18 protein-coding genes are annotated in these 16,157 nt (G+C 67.3%); 11 read left to right on the top strand and 7 right to left on the bottom strand.

Going from position 1 to position 16,157, the window contains the following annotated elements; translation table 11 throughout:
• Positions 1-77 precede the first annotated feature (77 nt).
• The 8 genes from QUV18_RS00505 (at position 78) to QUV18_RS00470 (ending at position 6,087) form a co-directional block, all read left to right on the top strand.
• Positions 78-1,031 carry an aspartate carbamoyltransferase catalytic subunit gene (locus QUV18_RS00505; protein ID WP_300891283.1) on the top strand — a complete coding sequence of 318 codons (954 nt, stop codon included), beginning with the start codon at positions 78-80 and terminating at the stop codon, positions 1,029-1,031.
• Positions 1,028-1,567, top strand: a complete 540-nt coding sequence (locus tag QUV18_RS00500; protein ID WP_300891282.1) for a hypothetical protein — start codon at positions 1,028-1,030, stop codon at positions 1,565-1,567. Before QUV18_RS00505 ends, QUV18_RS00500 begins: the two co-directional genes overlap by 4 nt.
• A gap of 98 nt (positions 1,568-1,665) precedes the next feature.
• Positions 1,666-2,004 (top strand): hypothetical protein, encoded by a 339-nt coding sequence (locus QUV18_RS00495; protein WP_300892027.1) that lies wholly within the window; start codon positions 1,666-1,668, stop codon positions 2,002-2,004.
• Positions 2,001-2,528 (top strand): aspartate carbamoyltransferase catalytic subunit, encoded by a 528-nt coding sequence (locus QUV18_RS00490; RefSeq protein ID WP_300891281.1) that lies wholly within the window; start codon positions 2,001-2,003, stop codon positions 2,526-2,528. Before QUV18_RS00495 ends, QUV18_RS00490 begins: the two co-directional genes overlap by 4 nt.
• Positions 2,525-3,796 (top strand): dihydroorotase, encoded by a 1,272-nt coding sequence (gene pyrC, locus QUV18_RS00485; protein ID WP_300891280.1) that lies wholly within the window; start codon positions 2,525-2,527, stop codon positions 3,794-3,796. Before QUV18_RS00490 ends, pyrC begins: the two co-directional genes overlap by 4 nt.
• A gap of 61 nt (positions 3,797-3,857) precedes the next feature.
• The gene (locus QUV18_RS00480; protein WP_300891279.1) at positions 3,858-4,736 is read left to right on the top strand and encodes a hypothetical protein; all 879 of its coding nucleotides are present in this window, start codon (positions 3,858-3,860) and stop codon (positions 4,734-4,736) included.
• Between the two features lie 30 nt (positions 4,737-4,766).
• Positions 4,767-5,375 (top strand): glycerol-3-phosphate 1-O-acyltransferase PlsY, encoded by a 609-nt coding sequence (gene plsY / locus QUV18_RS00475; RefSeq protein ID WP_300891278.1) that lies wholly within the window; start codon positions 4,767-4,769, stop codon positions 5,373-5,375.
• A 286-nt stretch (positions 5,376-5,661) separates the two neighbouring features.
• Positions 5,662-6,087 carry a lipocalin-like domain-containing protein gene (locus tag QUV18_RS00470; RefSeq protein WP_300891277.1) on the top strand — a complete coding sequence of 142 codons (426 nt, stop codon included), beginning with the start codon at positions 5,662-5,664 and terminating at the stop codon, positions 6,085-6,087.
• A gap of 112 nt (positions 6,088-6,199) precedes the next feature.
• Here QUV18_RS00470 and QUV18_RS00465 read toward each other — a convergent pair whose 3' ends face one another.
• The 4 genes from QUV18_RS00465 to QUV18_RS00450 form a co-directional block, all read right to left on the bottom strand.
• On the bottom strand, positions 6,200-7,153 hold the full coding sequence (locus QUV18_RS00465) for an Ig-like domain-containing protein (protein ID WP_300891276.1): 954 nt from the start codon (positions 7,151-7,153) through the stop codon (positions 6,200-6,202).
• A gap of 107 nt (positions 7,154-7,260) precedes the next feature.
• Entirely contained in the window at positions 7,261-8,631 is a 1,371-nt protein-coding gene (locus tag QUV18_RS00460) for a glutamate--cysteine ligase (protein ID WP_300891275.1), read from the bottom strand.
• A 67-nt stretch (positions 8,632-8,698) separates the two neighbouring features.
• Positions 8,699-9,229 (bottom strand): hypothetical protein, encoded by a 531-nt coding sequence (locus QUV18_RS00455; RefSeq protein ID WP_300891274.1) that lies wholly within the window; start codon positions 9,227-9,229, stop codon positions 8,699-8,701.
• Entirely contained in the window at positions 9,226-9,954 is a 729-nt protein-coding gene (locus QUV18_RS00450; RefSeq protein ID WP_300891273.1) for a 16S rRNA (uracil(1498)-N(3))-methyltransferase, read from the bottom strand. The genes QUV18_RS00455 and QUV18_RS00450 overlap by 4 nt, the downstream gene beginning before the upstream one ends.
• A 12-nt stretch (positions 9,955-9,966) precedes the next feature.
• Between QUV18_RS00450 and ubiA the strand changes: the two genes are divergently transcribed.
• The 3 genes from ubiA (at position 9,967) to QUV18_RS00435 (ending at position 13,295) form a co-directional block, all read left to right on the top strand.
• Complete coding sequence (gene ubiA, locus QUV18_RS00445) at positions 9,967-10,932, top strand: 4-hydroxybenzoate octaprenyltransferase (protein WP_300891272.1); 966 nt, start codon at positions 9,967-9,969, stop codon at positions 10,930-10,932.
• 61 nt (positions 10,933-10,993) lie between these two features.
• Positions 10,994-12,985 (top strand): OmpA family protein, encoded by a 1,992-nt coding sequence (locus QUV18_RS00440; protein ID WP_300891271.1) that lies wholly within the window; start codon positions 10,994-10,996, stop codon positions 12,983-12,985.
• Entirely contained in the window at positions 12,972-13,295 is a 324-nt protein-coding gene (locus tag QUV18_RS00435) for a hypothetical protein (RefSeq protein WP_300891270.1), read from the top strand. Before QUV18_RS00440 ends, QUV18_RS00435 begins: the two co-directional genes overlap by 14 nt.
• A gap of 6 nt (positions 13,296-13,301) precedes the next feature.
• On the opposite strand, the gene QUV18_RS00430 is transcribed toward QUV18_RS00435, so the two are convergent.
• The 3 genes from QUV18_RS00430 to QUV18_RS00420 form a co-directional block, all read right to left on the bottom strand.
• Positions 13,302-14,090: a helix-hairpin-helix domain-containing protein gene (locus QUV18_RS00430; RefSeq protein ID WP_300891269.1), complete on the bottom strand. Its 789-nt coding sequence runs from the start codon at positions 14,088-14,090 to the stop codon at positions 13,302-13,304.
• A gap of 180 nt (positions 14,091-14,270) precedes the next feature.
• The gene (hisD, locus tag QUV18_RS00425) at positions 14,271-15,581 is read right to left on the bottom strand and encodes a histidinol dehydrogenase (protein ID WP_300891268.1); all 1,311 of its coding nucleotides are present in this window, start codon (positions 15,579-15,581) and stop codon (positions 14,271-14,273) included.
• Positions 15,582-15,717: 136 nt separating this feature from the next.
• On the bottom strand, positions 15,718-16,155 hold the full coding sequence (locus QUV18_RS00420; protein ID WP_300891267.1) for a low molecular weight protein-tyrosine-phosphatase: 438 nt from the start codon (positions 16,153-16,155) through the stop codon (positions 15,718-15,720).
• Positions 16,156-16,157 lie beyond the last annotated feature (2 nt).

Genomic DNA, 16,157 nt, shown 5'->3' with positions numbered 1-16,157 from the left:
AGCCAACGACTTCGTGATGCGCTAGACTCCGCAACGCGGCGTTCCTATAACCCGGCCCAGACAAGAGAGAGCGGCGGATGAGCTTTTCACAAACCCATCTCCTGGGGATCGAGCCCCTCGCGGCCCCGGAAATCAGCACCATTCTCGACCTGTCCGAGCGCTATGTGTACCTCAACCGGTCCAACATGAAGCACGGCGATGCGCTGGCAGGTCTGACCCAGATCAACATGTTCTTCGAGAATTCCACCCGCACGCAGGCCAGTTTCGAGTTGGCGGGCAAGCGGCTGGGGGCGGACGTGATGAACATGGGGATGCAGGCAAGCTCGATCAAAAAGGGCGAGACGCTGATCGACACGGCGCTGACGCTGAACGCGATGCATCCCGACCTGCTGGTCGTGCGGCACCCGCATTCAGGGGCGGTGGACCTGCTTGCGCAGAAGGTGAACTGTGCCGTGCTGAACGCCGGTGACGGGCGGCACGAGCACCCCACGCAGGCGCTGCTGGATGCGCTGACCATCCGCCGCGCCAAGGGCCGGCTGCATCGTCTCAGCATCGCGATCTGCGGCGATATCGCCCATTCGCGGGTGGCGCGGTCGAACATACTTCTGCTGCACAAGATGGAGAACCGCGTACGGCTGATCGGGCCGCCGACGCTGATGCCGTCGGGCATTTCCGACTTCGGGGTCGAGGTGTTCGAGGACATGAAGGAAGGGCTGCGCGACGTCGACGTGGTGATGATGCTGCGGCTTCAGAAGGAGCGGATGGACGGCGGCTTCATCCCGTCGGAGCGGGAATACTACTTCCGTTACGGGCTGGATGCAGAGAAGCTGGCCTACGCGAAGGACGACGCCATCGTCATGCACCCGGGTCCGATGAACCGGGGGGTCGAAATCGACGGCGAGATCGCCGACGACATCAATCGCAGCGTCATCCAGGACCAGGTGGAGATGGGGGTCGCCGTGCGTATGGCGGCAATGGACCTTCTGGCGCGAAACCTGCGCGCCAACCGAACCAGAGAGGTGATGGTATGAGCGACAAGATCAACGTGAAGGCAAGCGACCGGGGCCTTGTGTGGGTCTTCGCGGTCGACCTCGAAGGCGACGAGGCCGCGAATTTCAACCGCCGCAACGGCGAATGGCCGGCGCAGAAGGCGCTGGGGGCGGACACGCTTGACCCCGAACATGTGGAGGTGTTCCAGGCGAGCGACCTCGAAGGTGTGGGCCTGGCCGGCTATCTCGAAGAAGGGATGGGCATTCCCCGCGATCAGCTTCAGGACATGCGCGCCCGACTTGACGGGCAGCAGGGTTGGGTGATGGTGGTGACGTCGAAAGCCCTTGGTGGCAAGGCGCAGACGCTGATCCCGCGCGCGCCGCTGCGCCTGATCGGAAGCTTCTCGGAAGACCGCCCGCCCGTCTCGTTCGAGACGCTGCCCTCGGGATCGGCGCAGGGCACGGTGTCGGGTGGCGCCAGCGAAACCGAGGCGCCGCGCCAGCGCAACTGGCTCTGGGCCGTGGCGGGGGTGGTCGCGCTGGCGATCATCCTGACCCTCGTGCTGGTGGCCCGGTGAGCGATGCCGCCCTTTCCCGGCCGGAACCGGCCGAGGGCGAGGCGATACTGGCGGAATTCGCGCCCGACCGGGCGACATACTGGCGCGACCAGGCGTGGATGGCCGCGCTTGGCATGGCGGGCGGCATGGCGGTTCTGTGGGCCATCGGCAACCCGCATGTCTGGACGGGCGCCGTGGGCGGGCTGGCGGCGGTGGGCCTGCGGTCGTGGTACCTGTTATCCGAGGAGATGGCGGTTCGCTGGGTGCTGACCGAGGAGCGGCTTCTGGGACCGAACGGGCGCAGGGTTCGGCTGGGCGAGATCGAGCGTGTGCGCAGCCTCGGCTCGGCGGTGCAGGTGGTGACCACGTCTGGCGACAAGCACCTGCTGAAGTACCAGGCCGACCGCGACGCCACGCTGGCCCGGCTGCGCCGTGCCGGGGCGGGGAGGGGCGGATGAGCGAGGCCGACAGCTGGAAGGGCATTCTCGACGACGACGAAACCGTGCTCTGGCAGGGGCGGCCTGATGGGCGCGTGACGTTAAAAGCGAAGAATATCATGGGGTTCCTGTTCGGGCTGTTCTTCGCGGGCTTCGCCCTGGTGTGGATGGTGCTGGCCTCGCAGGCGGGCGGGTTCTTCTGGATGTTCGGGCTGCTGCATTTCTTCGTGGGGCTCGGGGTCGCCTTCGGGTCGACCTTCTGGAGCGCGTGGCGGCGGCGGCATACGTGGTACACGCTGACCGACCGGCGGGCCTTCATCGCGACCGACCTGCCGTTCCGGGGCCGCAGCCTGAAAAGCTATCCGATCACGAAATCGACGGTGATCGACTATGACGGGGGCCAACCGGCCTCGATCATGTTCAACCATGAAATGCGGCGGAAGAAGAACGGGCATTACCGCGTTGACGTGGGCTTTGAACGCATCGAGAACGGGGCGGAGGTGTATCGGATGATGCGAGACATTCAGAAGGGGCAGGCGGTTTGAAAACCCTTTTTCACAACGCCCGGCTGATCGATCCGGAAGCTGGCACGGACGCGCCGGGCTGGCTGTTGGCCGGCGGTGGGAAGGTGCTGGACCGGGGCAACGGCGAAGCGCCCAAGGCCGAGAAGGTCGTCGATTGCGGGGGCAAGTGCCTGGCGCCGGGGATTGTCGATATCGGCGTGAAGGTCTGTGAGCCCGGCGAGCGGCACAAGGAGAGCTATCGCTCGGCCGGGCTGGCGGCTGCGGCGGGCGGGGTCACCACGATGGTGACGCGGCCCGATACGCTGCCCGCGATCGACAGCCCGGAAACGCTGGAATTCGTGGCGCGGCGAGCGCAGGAGGCGGCGGATGTGACCGTGCTGGCCATGGCCGCCCTGACCAAGGGGCGCGAGGGCCGGGAGATGACCGAGATCAGCTTCCTGATGGATGCTGGCGCCGTGGCCTTTACCGACTGCGACCACGTGGTGACCGATACCAAGGTTTTCACCCGGGCGCTGACCTATGCCCGCAGCCTTGGGGCGCTGGTGATCGCGCATCCACAGGAGCCGGTGCTGTCGGCGGGGGCGTCGGCGACTAGCGGAAAGTTCTCTTCTCTCAAGGGGTTGCCCGCCGTCTCGCCGATGGCGGAACGGATGGGGCTGGACCGGGACATCGCGCTGATCGAGATGACGAGGGCGCGGTACCATGCCGACCAGATCACGGCGGCGCGGGCGTTGCCAGCGCTGGAGCGGGCCAAGAACAACGGGTTCGACGTAACCGCCGGCACCTCGATCCATCACCTGACGCTGAACGAGCTGGACGTGGCCGATTACCGGACCTTCTTCAAGGTCAAGCCGCCGCTGAGGTCCGAGGAGGACCGGATGGCGGTGGTCGAGGCGGTGCGCGAGGGGCTGATCGACACGATCTCTTCGATGCACACGCCGCAGGACGAGGAAAGCAAGCGCCTGCCCTTCGAGGAGGCGGCGAGCGGGGCGGTGGCGCTGGAGACATTGCTGCCGGCGGCGATGCGGCTCTACCATTCCGGCGACCTGAGTTTGCCCCAGCTTTTCAAGGCCTTGGCGCTCAACCCCGCCAAGCGGCTGGGGCTGGAAAGCGGGCGCCTGGGCAAGGGGGCGCCGGCCGACCTGGTGCTGTTCGACCCCGACAAACCCTTCATCATGGATCGCGAAACCCTGCGGTCGAAATCCAAGAACACGCCCTTTGACGGCCAGCGCATGCAGGGGCGTGTGCTGGCGACTTACGTGGGTGGCGAATGCGTTTTCGCCGAATAATGGAACTGAAAATCTATTTGGAAAATTCATGCTCAGAAATTGGTTTGGCCGAAGACGGGGAATGTCCCTGAAGGCGTTCCGGGACGAGATAGGCTCGCGGATACAGGACTCTGCCAGTGTAGCCAGGGTCGCGAGCGAGGGGGAGGCCGGGCTGCATGTATGGCATTCCGAGCAGCAGGAGGCCCCCACGACCATCGACATGACGAACATGTGGAAGACATACAGGGCCATGCTCGGAGATGGCCTGGAGACGGACGACCTGCTGCGCGAGTTCACCGCCGCAGTGGCGGAGGACCCGGATAACATCACCGTGGAGGCCGGCATGCTGCGGCCCCTGATCCGCCACATCGACTACATGGGCCGGGACGCGGAAATCGCGCGGCCGCTTTTCGAGAACGGGGAAGATCTTCCGGCCGATCATCCCGGGGTCTGGGCCGCGCCCTTTGCCGGCGACCTTGTCTGGATGGCCGCGCTGGAGACGCCGGGCACCGTGCACCCGGTGACGCGAAGGCACCTCGGGGCGCTTGGGCTTACCGGGCCGCAAGCCCTTGAACGGGCGATGGAAAACGAGCGAGGCATCGCACGCGAGATCTGTATGGAGGATGTCAACGAGGCGGGGCTGGCAGCCTTCTATTACGAAGGGTCGCACGAGTGGATGACGCCCACCCTTCTGGCACATGACACGCTGTTCCAGGACATGATGGCCGGAAACGGCATGGAGCGCGGCTGGGTCGCGCATCCGTGTCGGGAGAGGGTCTTTTTCACCGATCCGCGGCTGGAATACGCCGAGGACATGATGGCCGAAGTGGTGCGGCTTTTCATCACCGAGAGCCACCCGCAATCTCGCCTTGTTTTCGAGGTTGTCCGGGGGCGTGACATGGTTTCGCCGGTCATGGTTGTCCCGGAGAACGGCGCGGCGTATCTACTGCCTGACGAGTGATATCACTGAACACGGAAGAGGCGCTTTCACATGCCCTTGATGGACACACCGATCATGCTTCTCCTGCTTTGGGCCGTGATCGGCTACTTGCTGGGGTCGATCCCGTTCGGGATACTGCTAACCCGTTGGTTGGGATTGGGAAATCTGCGGGAGATCGGGTCGGGGAACATCGGGGCGACCAATGTTCTGCGGACCGGTGACAAGCGGGCGGCGGCGGCGACGTTGCTCCTTGATGGCGCGAAGGGGGCGGTGGCGGTGCTGCTGGCGCGGTGGATCACCGGGGAGGATGCGGCGCAGCTTGCCGGCCTGGCGGCTTTCCTGGGGCATTGCTTCCCGGTCTGGCTGGGATTCCGGGGCGGCAAGGGGGTGGCGACATTCCTGGGCATATTGCTGGCGCTGGCCTTGCCGGTGGGGATCGCGGCCTGCCTGACATGGGCCGTAACCGTCGCTGTCACAAGGACTTCTTCCATGGGCGCGCTGATGGCGGCGGCGCTGTCGACGCTGTGGGTTTTCGCTCTGGGGCATCCGCGGATGTTCGTGCTGGGGGTGATCCTGACGATCCTCGTCTTCGTGCGGCACCGGGAGAACATTGCCCGGATCAAGGACGGGGCCGAGCCGAAGATCGGCCAGAAATCCTGAGCTTCTTGCCGGCGATTCCGCGCTGCGGCGTGATTCGATGGTTAACGCCGTTGTTTTGAAGGGATCGTGACGTCGGTATCACGTCGGTATTCCGTCGGTATCGCGTCGGTGCGGGCGTCCGTGAGGACGGGCGTCAATGTGGCGCGCGGTGCGGGGCGGTACGAGATGTGGGGCCGGGCGCAACGGCGCGCCGGGCGGGGTATGGTGTGTTGGCTTCCTGCCATCTGGCGCGGCCGGAAGGTTGGTGGCAAAGTCGGCAGGTGGTTTCGGTTCGAGGGAGACGGAGATGGCGGATGCAAGCGCGCTGATCGGGTCGTGGCGGATGGAGGCGTGGACCCGCTCCTCTGTCGAGACGGGGGAGGTAACGGACGCGCTGGGCCCTGCGCCGATCGGGTATATCGCCTATCACGCCGACGGGCGGATGATGGCGACGGTGCTGCGGCGGGACCGGCCCGCGCCGAAGCCCGGCGGCTGGACGCAGGCCGAGAAAGCGGCGCTTTTCGACGACATGCTGGCCTATGTCGCCTCGTACCACCTGGAGGAGGACCGGGTGGTGCATCATGTCGACGGATCATGGAACCCGAACTGGGGCGGAGACCTGTCGCGGCCGTTCACGCTGGAGGGCGATCGGCTTGTGATCAGCGGCGCGCCGGGAGTGGACCCGGCGACGGGCGAGACGGTGGTTTACCGGATGGAATTTACCAAGGTCTGACGTCGGGAGTGGTGGGGTGGCACCCGCCCTGCGAGGAGGAATTGTTACGAGGCCCCGGCTCGGGGGCCGGGGCGGGATGGATCTGCCGCTCCGGCGCGGCAGATCGCCGGGGTCAGAGGACGGGTTCGGCGGGGAACAGGTCGGGGTCGCCGAGCGGGTTGACGCCCGGCCCCGGGTCGAATGCCAAAGCCAGATCGTTGCCCGTCATCCCCGACGGCCCGGCATCCGCGGAGGCGAAGAGGCCGCCTTGTCCGAAGGCCTCGCCCGGCCCTTGATCGGCCGGAAACATGTCATGCAACTCGATTCCGGGGGAGGGCATGTCGGCGCCGGACATGGCGCTTGCGGAGAGGGTCGTGCCGGTCGCCTGCGGCTGGTCCTCGGGCCCGGGAGGCGGGCCGAAGGGATAGACCGGGGGATCGCCTGGCTGCCACGGATCGAGCGCGACCGAGATCTCGGCGCTTGCCGTCTCTCCGTTGCCGTCGGTGACGGTGTAATCGAAGATGTAGATTTCGAAATAGTCGTCGTAGATGCCGCCTTGCGGGGCCATGTACTTGACGAGTTGCTGGCCGTCTTCCGTGGTCACGATGGAGGCGTCCCCGATGGACGGGTCCGACAGGGAGGTGATGGTCAGCGGGTCGCCGTCGGGATCGGTGTCGTTGGCCAGCACGTTGATATAGATCGTCTCGCCAGACCCGGCCTCGGCGTAATCGTCCCTTGCCTCGGGCGGGCGGTTTGGCAGCCTGTCCGGTGTCGAGCGCCCTTCCGAGACGATCGCGGTCAGGGCGCCCGTGGCGACGAGGCCGGTGGCGGTGAGGGCCAGCATGTTGACGAAGCTGTCGTCGCCGGCATGTGTTCCGGCGACCGGGTAGGCACCGTCGGAGAACTCGAGCGACTGGCTGCCATCTTCCAGGGGACGCAGGTAATAATCGGTGATGATGATCGATTGGCCGTCGTTGAAGACCAGGATCAGGTCGGGGCCCGCCTTGTGATAGGCCGAGACATCCGAGCGGGCAGCGTTGATCGCAACGGGCCGGCCGTTCAAGGGTGGGTTGATCGTGATTGTCATCGAGAATACCGGAACGGCGCGGTTATCAAAAGTCTTGGGTCTTGATAACTAAAGTCTGGATCTCATACAAGGCGGCGTTCAGGGGCGGCGAGGGGTTTCCCCCTCGCCTAGTAGCTGTATTCGGCGTAGATGGGCGCGAGGGTCTCGTTCCACTCGCCGTGGTATTTCGCCAGCAGCTCGTCGGCCGGAACCTGTCCGGTTTCGATGCTTTCCTTCAGGGCGTTGAGGAAGTGCGTCTCGTCGGCGATCATGCCGCCGGCGCCGGGGCGGGCGCGGGCCTTGAGGCCGGCCTCGGAGATGGCGACGGCCTCGCGGGCGAGGTCGTGCATCTTCAGCCCGTTCACCTCTGCCTGAAGCGCCTGTTCGCTGGCGGCTACGCGCAGGGCGTCGCGGGTTTCGGCATCCCAGTCTTTCACCATGTCCCACGCCGCGTCGAGCGAGCTTTGGTCATACATCAGCCCGACCCAGAAGGCGGGCAGCGCGCAGAGGCGGCGCCACGGGCCGCCATCGGCGCCGCGCATCTCCATGAACTTCTTGATCCGCGCCTCGGGGAAGATGGTGGTGAGGTGGTCGGCCCAGTCGCTGAGCGTGGGGGTTTCGCCGGGCAGGGCGGGCAGTTCGCCCTTGAGGAAATCGCGGAAGGACTGACCCAACGCGTCGATATACTTGCCGTCGCGGTAGACGAAATACATCGGCACATCGAGCGCGTATTGAGCCCAGGCCTCGAACCCGAAGCCCTCGTCGAAGACAAAGGGGAGCATGCCGGTGCGGTCGGGGTCGAGGTCGCGCCAGACGCGGGAGCGCCAGGACTTGTGGCCGTTGGGCTTGCCCTCGAAGAACGGCGAATTGGCGAAGAGCGCGGTGGCGACGGGCTGCAATGCCAGCGCCACGCGGAGCTTCTGGACCATGTCGGCCTCGGACGAGAAATCGAGATTCACCTGCACGGTGCAGGTGCGGTACATCATCGATTTGCCCATCGAGCCGACGCGATCCATGTACTCAGTCATCAGCTTGTAGCGGCCCTTGGGCATCATCGGCATCTGCTCGTACGACCATTCGGGCGCCGCCCCGAGGCCGATGAAGCCGACGCCGACCTTGTCGGCGATGGATTTGACGTCGGCGAGGTGGGCGTTCACCTCGTCGCAGGTTTCATGGATCGACTCGAGCGGAGCGCCGGAAAGTTCCAGTTGCCCGCCCGGTTCGAGGCTGACATTGGCGCCGTCCTTTTCCAGGCCGATGAGCTTGCCGTTTTCCTCGACGGGGGCCCAGCCGTGCAGGTCGCGCAGCCCTTCCAGCACGGCGAGGATCGAGCGTTCGCCGGCATAGGGGAGGGGCTTGAGGCTGTCCTTGCAGTAGCCGAACTTCTCGTGCTCGGTGCCGATGCGCCAGTCTTCGCGCGGTTTGCACCCGGATTCGAGGTATTCGGCAAGCTGGTTCTCGGATGTGATCGGCCCGCCGCCGGACTGGGGAATGGACATTTGGGGTAGGCTCCTGCTTCGGCGTGCGGTCGTTAGATGGAAGAAGTGGCTTCAAACGCCGGGAGTGTCAATGCAGGCGGGCGAGCTTTGCGCGGGCCATGTCGGGGCGCTGCCAGACGGTGACCGGGGCGGTGGCTGGCGCGCGCATCTGGGCCAGCATGCGCTCTGTCCGGATGCCGGGGAGGCTGGCGAAGACGTCGAACAGGGTGTCGGCGCCTTCGGCGGTGAGCGGGATGAAGAGGTCGGGCTGGCCGGGCTGGGAGAGCACCCAGTGGGGCGGTTTGGCGGTGGGGTCGAGGGAGAGGGCGGTGATTTCGGACAGCGCCACGGCGCCGCCGGTGAGGGGGCCGAAATAGGCGATCTGGCCCTCGTCGACCGTCACCACGCCCGGGCCGCCCGCGCCGCCGCGGAAGCGGGCGCGCTGCAGGCCGGCGAGGGTGAGGGCGGCGCCGGCGATGGCCAGGGCCCCGCCGATGTAGGGCAGGAGGCCGGTGGTGCCGAGGAGCCACCAGAGGCCGAGGAGGAGGATGGCGGCGCCGATCAGCGCCTCGCGGAAGCGGTGGAGGGTGGCGCGGGCCTCGGGGCGGATGAAGCTCATGACCAGTCTCCGAGGGCCTGTTGCCAGACGGTAAGGGCCGCGACGGCGGCGGTGTCGGCGCGCAGGATGCGGGGGCCGAGGGCGATTGGGTGGGCCGTTGGGTGGCCCGAGAGGCGGGTGCGCTCTGGGTCGGAGAAACCGCCCTCGGGACCGATGAGGATGGCCCAGGGCTGGCCGAAGAGGTCGGGCGGCAGGGTGGCGGCGGCGCCGGCGAGCGCCTCGTCGCAGAACATCAGGTGGCGGTCGGCGGGCCAGTCGGCGAGGAGGTCGGAGAGCTTGTGGAGGGCGGTGACCTCCGGCACGTAGGTGCCGCCGCATTGCTCGGCCGCCTCAAGGGCGTGGGCCTGGAGGCGGTCCTGGCGGATGCGCTCGGCATTGGTGAAATCGGTCTGGACGGGCAGGATGCGGGCGGCGCCCATCTCGGCGGCCTTCTCGACGATGAAGTCGGTGCGGGCCTTCTTGATGGGCGCGAAGAGGAGCCAGAGGTCGGGCGGGTTGCGCTGGGGGGATGTCTGCTCGTCGGCCGTGAGCAGGCCGCCGCGCTTGGAGGCTTCGGCGACGGTGGCGCGCCATTCGCCGTCATGGCCGTTGAAGAGGAGGACCGGGTCGCCCGGCCCCAGCCGCATGACGCCGAAGAGGTAATGCGCCTGGTCGCGGGTGAGGGGAATGGTTTGCCCTTCCCCCAGGGGGTGCTCTACAAACAGCCTGATCTTCGCAATCGCCATGAGGGCAGATATATGACCCCGACGAACGAGACGCCAGAGCCGCGCGGCACGGTGGCCGACGCGGTGAAAGGCAACTGGGTGGACCGGCTGGCGCCGGAGGGCACAAGGCCCTACCTGCGGCTTTCCCGGGCGGACCGGCCGATCGGGACGTGGCTGTTGCTGTTGCCGTGCTGGTGGGGGTTGCTGCTGGCGATGTTGCATGACGGGCGGGCGAGTTGGCACGACCTGTGGATCTTCGCGGGCTGCGGCATTGGCGCGTTCCTGATGCGGGGGGCGGGGTGTACGTGGAACGACATCACCGACCGGCATATCGACGGTTCGGTCGCCCGGACGGCATCGCGGCCGATCCCGTCGGGGGCGGTGAGCGTGACACAGGCACTGGCGTGGCTGGTGGCGCAGGCGCTGGTGGCGCTGTTCATCCTGCTGACCTTCAACTGGGCGGCGATCCTGATGGGGGTGATCTCGCTGGTGCCGGTGTGCATCTACCCGTTCGCCAAGCGGTTCACGTGGTGGCCGCAGATTTTCCTGGGGCTGGCGTTCAACTGGGGGGCGCTGCTGGCGTGGGTGGCGCATACCGGGCGGCTGGAGTGGCCGGCGGTGGTGCTGTACCTCGCGGGGATCTGCTGGACGCTGTTCTACGACACGATCTATGCCCACCAGGATGCCGAGGACGACGCGCTGATCGGGGTGAAATCGACGGCGCGGCTGTTCGGGAACGAAAGCCCCCGGTGGCTGCGGCGGTTCCTTGTGCTGGCGGTGATATTGCAGGGGCTGGCGGTGATCGGGGCGGCCATCGGGGCGGCGCCCTTCGCGCTGCTTGTGGCGCTCCTGGGGACGTGGGCATTCGGCTGGCACATGCACTGGCAGCTCAGCCGGTTCGACCTGGAGGACGGGGAGCGGCAGTTGAAACTGTTCCGGTCGAACCGGGATGCGGGGCTGTGGCCTCTGCCGTTTTTCGCCGTCGCGCTGTTCCTTTGATTGAACTTCCGCCCGGCTGGCCTTAAAACCGCACGACGAATTGGATAAACAGTATAGGCCCATGCGTCTTTCATCGGTATTCGCTATCGGCGGCGTGTTCCTGACAGCGGCCATCCTGTGCCTTGTCTGCGCGCGATTCGCCGTCTCGGTCGTCGAGGAGACGTCGCGCAACTCGGTCCGCAACACGCTTGACGAGAACGGCATGACCTGGACGGAGGTCGATGCCAACGGGCTGCATGTCTTCCTGGCCGGCACGGCGCCGACGGAGGCGCGGCGGTTCAAGGCGCTGTCGATTGCCGGTTCGGTGGTGGATGCCGCGCGGGTGATCGACCAGATGCTGGTGCAGGATACCGGCCAGATCGCGGCGCCGCGCTTTTCCATGGAAATCCTGCGCAATGACAGCGGCGTGTCGCTGATCGGGCTGGTGCCCGCGGCGATGGACCGGGAGGCGTTCGTGGGCGCCGTCGAGGGGGCGGTGGCGGGCGAGCCGGTGGCGAACTTCCTCGAATCCGCCGACTATCCCGCGCCCGAGACCTGGGAGGCGGCGACGGATTACGCGCTACGCTCGCTGAAGGACCTGAAGCGGACCAAGATTTCGCTGGATGCCGGGCAGGTCTCGGTCACGGCGATGACCGAGAGCGCGGCGGTCAAGGCGGACATGGAAAACAAGTTGGCGCGGCGGGTGCCCGAGGGGCTGAAGCTGGCGCTGAACATCTCGGCGCCGCGGCCGGTGATCACGCCCTTTACCCTGCGATTTGTCAGCGAGGAGGGCGAGGCCCGGTTCGACGCCTGTTCCGCCGATACCGAGGCCGCGCGCGAGCGGATCCTCGCGGCGGCGCGCGAGGCCGGGCTGACCGGCAAGGCGAACTGTCTCGTGGGGATGGGCGTGCCCTCGCCGAACTGGGCCGTGGCGGCCGAGCAGGCGATCGCCGCGGTCGGCGAGCTTGGCGGCGGGGTGGTGACCTTCTCGGACGCCGATATTTCGCTGGTGGCGCTGGAAGGCACGCCGCAGGGGCAGTTCGACAACGTGGTGGGCGCGCTGGAAAGCTCGCTGCCGGAGGTGTTCGCGCTGCATGCCGTGCTGCCGGCCCCGCCGGAGGAGACGACGCCCGAGACGCCGGAATTCACCGCCACGCTGTCGCCCGAGGGCATGGTGCAGCTGCGCGGCCGGATCGCCACCGCCGCCGAGCGCAAGCTGGTCGACAGTTTCGCGCGGGCCAGGTTCACCTCGGACGGGGTGCATATGAGCGCGCGGGTGGCCGAGGGGCTTCCCGAGGGGTGGACGTACCGGGTGCTGACCGCGCTCGATGCGCTGTCCTACCTGACCAACGGGGTGGTACGGGTCTCGCCGGACGAGATGCATATCAGCGGGCTGACCGGGCAATCCGGGGCCGGTTCGGCGATTTCGGGGATGTTCTCGGAAAAGCTGGGCGAGGGGGCGCAGTACACGATCGACGTGGATTACCGCGAGGAGCTGGATCCGGTGGCGAGCCTGCCGACGCCCGAGGAATGCGAGGCACGCATCGCCGCGATCCAGGAGACGCGCAAGATCAGCTTCGAGCCGGGATCGGCCAATATCGATGCGTCCGGGTCGGATATCATGGACGATATCGCCGAGATCCTGAAGACCTGTGGCGAGGTCACCATGGAGATCGGCGGCCATACCGACAGCCAGGGCCGCGAGGTGATGAACCAGCAGCTTAGCCAGGAGCGGGCGCAGACGGTTCTGAACGAGCTGCGGATGCGCCGGGTGCTGACCGCGTCGATTTCCGCCGTGGGTTACGGGGAAGCCCAGCCCATCGCCGACAACGGCACGGAAGAGGGCCGCGAGGCGAACCGGCGGATCGAATTCAAGGTGATCCTGCCCGTCGAGATCGTCGAAGAGCAAACAACGCTTGAAACTCTGGAAGGAACGTCAGAAGAACAGTCGGACAGTGATGGTACCGACGGCGAGGCTGACGATGCCGCCGGCGAGGCGGAAGAGGGGGCTGCGGACGCTGCCGATACCGGGGACGGCGACACGCAGGAAGACACGGCGGATGAACAGGATTGAATTCATAATCGCGACGGCCATCATTCTGTTCGTCGCTTTCGCGCTGGGCTGGTTCGCCAACTGGCTGGTGCACAAGTTCATCCGGGTGTCGCAATCGGACGTGGGCGAGCTGGAACGGCTGGCGCAGGAGCTGCACGAGGCCGAGGAGACCCGCGACCAGGCGATCACCTATCTTCAGCAGCGCGAGGCGGAGCTGACCAACCAGCTGAGCCAGACCGAGGCCGAGCTGTCGGCCACGATGGACGGGTTGCGCGAGGCCCGGCACGAGGCCGAGAGCCTGCGCAACGAGTTGGAGCGGCGCGCCGGGTAGGGCGCGCTACTTCTTTTTCTTCTTCGACAGCTTGGTTTTCTCCGCCGCCTTCCTGGCGGCTTTCTTGGCCTTGTCGGCGGCCTTCTTCGCCTTTTCGGCGGCCTTGGCGACCTTGCTTTCGGCCTTCTTGCGGGCCTCCTTGGCCTTCTTCTCGGCCTTGCGGGCGTCGGTTGCCTTCTTCTCGGCTTTCTTCTCGGCCTTCCTGGCGTCCTTGGCCTTGACCTGGGTCTTGTCGGCGGGCTTGGCGGGTTTCGGCGCCTTGGTCGCCTTGGTCGCCTTGGCGGCCTTGGGTTCGGCCGCCTTGGGCTTGGCGGCGGGTTTCTTCGCCTTGGTCGGTTTCTTCGCGGCCGGTTTGGGCGCGGGCTTCGCGGCCTCGGCGGTTTCGGCGCTGTGGGCGGTGTCGACCGGGGAGGCGGCGGGCTTGGTGCGGGTCTTGGCCGGGCTGCGCGGCGCGGTGGGGGCCTTCGACCTTGCGCCGGCGGTCCGGGTGGGCGACTTGCCCGGTGCGGGTTTGGCCCGCGAGCGGGTGGCTGGTTTGGTGGGGCTGGCCTTGGCCGCAGCGGGTTTGGCGGGTGCCTTGGCCGCGGCCGGTTTGGCGGGCGAGACGCGGGCCGCCGCCATGGCGAGGCGGGCGTTCTCGACGATGCGGGGCGCCGTGGCCGCGCCGATGCCGGGCACGTCGGTGAGCGTTGCCGTCGGGGTTTCGGCGAGATCCTTGGCCGTGGTGATGCCGCGCGAGGCGAGCTCGCGGGCCATGGCCGGGCCTACGCCCTTTACGTCTTTGGTGTCGGTCATGTTGATTGCCTTGCCTTGGTTGGTATAGCTTTTGGCGATACTATGTATATACGTTGATTTCAACCGTCGTGATGACAGGGGAGAATAGGGGCGACTGGCGGCGGGGCAAGGGTTTTATCGGAAGGCGGCCTTGCGCGGCGGGCTTTGCCCCTTGTTCCGCGTGACATGCGCCGGGACCGGTTACCTGGTTTCGCCCATCGCCTGTTTCGCGGAGGTGCCGGCCCCGGCAAGCCGGATGTCGGCGGTGCGGGCGTGGGCCTCCATCCCTTCGGCGCGGCTGATGGCGGCGGTGGCGGTGGCGAGGTCGGGGAGGGCGTCTTCGCCGACTTCCTGCCAGGTGACGGTTTTCAGGAACTTGTGGACCGAGAGCCCGCCGGTATAGCGCGCCGCGCCGGAGGTGGGCAGGACGTGGTTGGGCCCGGCGGCCTTGTCGCCGAAGGCCACGGTGGTGGAGGCCCCGAGAAAGAGCGAGCCGTAGGCGCGCAGGCGGTCGCGCCACCAGGGCAGGTCGGCCGCCTGCACGTGGAGGTGTTCGGGGGCCTTGCGGTCGGCGTAGGCGGCCATCTCCTCGGCATCGGCGCAGAGCACCACCTCGCCGAAATCGCGCCAGGCGGCGGTGGCGGCCTCGCGGTTGGCCGGGGGCAGGGTGGCGATGAGCTGGGGCACGCGGGTGAGGACGGTCTCGGCCAAGGCCCGGTCGGTGGTGGCGAGCCAAGCGGGGGAGGTCGGCCCGTGCTCGGCCTGCCCCACGAGGTCGTTGGCGACGGTTTCGGGGTCGGCGGCGGCGTCGGCGAGGACGAGGATATCGGTGGGGCCGGCGAACATGTCGATGCCGACGGGGCCGAAGAGCTGGCGCTTGGCCTCGGCCACGTAGGCGTTGCCGGGGCCCACGAGGATATCCGCCGGGCGCCCGCCGAAGAGGCCGAAGGCCAGCGCCGCCACGCCCTGCACCCCGCCGAGGGTGAGGATGCGGGAGGCGCCGGCGAGCTGCATGGCGTAGAGCATGGGGGACGGGATGCCGCCGGCGGCCGCGTTGGGCGGCGTGCAGGCGGTGATGTCGGGCACGCCGGCCTCGCGCGCTGTGGCGATGGTCATCAGCGCCGAGGCGATGTGGCTGTAGCGCCCGCCGGGCACGTAGCAGCCGGCGGAGCGGACGGGGATCTGTTTCTGGCCGGCGATCAGGCCGGGGCGGAGTTCGACCTGCATGTCCTGGGCGGTGGCGCGCTGGGCGGCAGCGAAGCGGGAGATATTGTCATGCGCCCAGCCAATGCTGTCCTTGAGGGATTGCGGGGTCTCGGCGATGGCCTGTTCGATGCGCTCGGGCGAGACGATGATCTCTCCCTCCCAGCCGTCGAGACGGCGCGCGTAATCCTGCGCCGCCTGGGCGCCGCCGCTGCGCAGGGTCGAGAGCATCTCGCGCACGGTGTCGGAGATGGCCTGGGTGGCCTGCGGCTGTTCGCCGGGGGCGGATTTGAGGGGGATTTCGGCCATGCGCGTGTCTCCTTGCCCACATCAGTTGCGTGGCGGATGGCGCCGGGGCAAGGGGCTTGGCCGTTCGGAGGCGGTGTTTTTCCGGCGGCTGAAACGGGGTTTCGGGTTTCCTGAAAAGAGCGGCGCGAAACCGGGCTCAGAGGCTGGCTTTGAGCCCGCGTGCCGCTTTTTCGATCAGGTCGAGCGTGCCGTCGAAATCGCGGGTGTAGTAGGGGTCGGGGACGTGGTCCATGCCGGTCTCGGGGGCGTAATCGGTAAAGAGGCGGAGGGGCGTGGTGTTGCCGGCGGGGCGGCGGGCCTCGATTCTCTCGATGTTGGAGGCGTCCATGGCGACGAGGAGGTCGAAGCGGGTGAAATCCTCGGGCGAGAGCTGGCGGGCGCGGAGGTCGGACAGGTCGTAGCCACGGGCGAGGGCGGCGCGCTGCATCTCGCCGTAGGGCGGCTCGCCCACGTGCCAGTCGCTGGTGCCGCAGCTGTCGGTCTCGACCTCGGGCGCGAGGGCGCGGAACACGCCCTCGGCGGTGGGGGAGCGGCAGATATTGCCGAGGCAGACGAAGAGAATCCGGGTGGTCATGG

This window comes from Roseovarius sp. (assembly GCF_030373445.1).
GTDB lineage: Bacteria > Pseudomonadota > Alphaproteobacteria > Rhodobacterales > Rhodobacteraceae > Roseovarius.
This window is presented reverse-complemented; position numbering and strand designations above follow the sequence as displayed.

Excerpts from the sequence above, each read along its gene's own strand:
- ubiA (WP_300891272.1), top strand. The coding sequence starts at position 9,967 with ATGACCCCGACGAACGAGACGCCAGAGCCGCGCGGCACGGTGGCCGAC.
- QUV18_RS00440 (WP_300891271.1), top strand. The coding sequence starts at position 10,994 with ATGCGTCTTTCATCGGTATTCGCTATCGGCGGCGTGTTCCTGACAGCG.
- QUV18_RS00470 (WP_300891277.1), top strand. The coding sequence starts at position 5,662 with ATGGCGGATGCAAGCGCGCTGATCGGGTCGTGGCGGATGGAGGCGTGG.
- hisD (WP_300891268.1), bottom strand. The coding sequence starts at position 15,581 with ATGGCCGAAATCCCCCTCAAATCCGCCCCCGGCGAACAGCCGCAGGCC.
- QUV18_RS00500 (WP_300891282.1), top strand. The coding sequence starts at position 1,028 with ATGAGCGACAAGATCAACGTGAAGGCAAGCGACCGGGGCCTTGTGTGG.
- QUV18_RS00435 (WP_300891270.1), top strand. The coding sequence starts at position 12,972 with ATGAACAGGATTGAATTCATAATCGCGACGGCCATCATTCTGTTCGTC.
- plsY (WP_300891278.1), top strand. The coding sequence starts at position 4,767 with ATGCCCTTGATGGACACACCGATCATGCTTCTCCTGCTTTGGGCCGTG.
- QUV18_RS00465 (WP_300891276.1), bottom strand. The coding sequence starts at position 7,153 with ATGACAATCACGATCAACCCACCCTTGAACGGCCGGCCCGTTGCGATC.
- QUV18_RS00430 (WP_300891269.1), bottom strand. The coding sequence starts at position 14,090 with ATGACCGACACCAAAGACGTAAAGGGCGTAGGCCCGGCCATGGCCCGC.
- QUV18_RS00460 (WP_300891275.1), bottom strand. The coding sequence starts at position 8,631 with ATGTCCATTCCCCAGTCCGGCGGCGGGCCGATCACATCCGAGAACCAG.
- QUV18_RS00420 (WP_300891267.1), bottom strand. The coding sequence starts at position 16,155 with ATGACCACCCGGATTCTCTTCGTCTGCCTCGGCAATATCTGCCGCTCC.
- QUV18_RS00455 (WP_300891274.1), bottom strand. The coding sequence starts at position 9,229 with ATGAGCTTCATCCGCCCCGAGGCCCGCGCCACCCTCCACCGCTTCCGC.
- QUV18_RS00450 (WP_300891273.1), bottom strand. The coding sequence starts at position 9,954 with ATGGCGATTGCGAAGATCAGGCTGTTTGTAGAGCACCCCCTGGGGGAA.
- QUV18_RS00505 (WP_300891283.1), top strand. The coding sequence starts at position 78 with ATGAGCTTTTCACAAACCCATCTCCTGGGGATCGAGCCCCTCGCGGCC.
- QUV18_RS00495 (WP_300892027.1), top strand. The coding sequence starts at position 1,666 with ATGGCCGCGCTTGGCATGGCGGGCGGCATGGCGGTTCTGTGGGCCATC.
- QUV18_RS00480 (WP_300891279.1), top strand. The coding sequence starts at position 3,858 with ATGTCCCTGAAGGCGTTCCGGGACGAGATAGGCTCGCGGATACAGGAC.
- QUV18_RS00490 (WP_300891281.1), top strand. The coding sequence starts at position 2,001 with ATGAGCGAGGCCGACAGCTGGAAGGGCATTCTCGACGACGACGAAACC.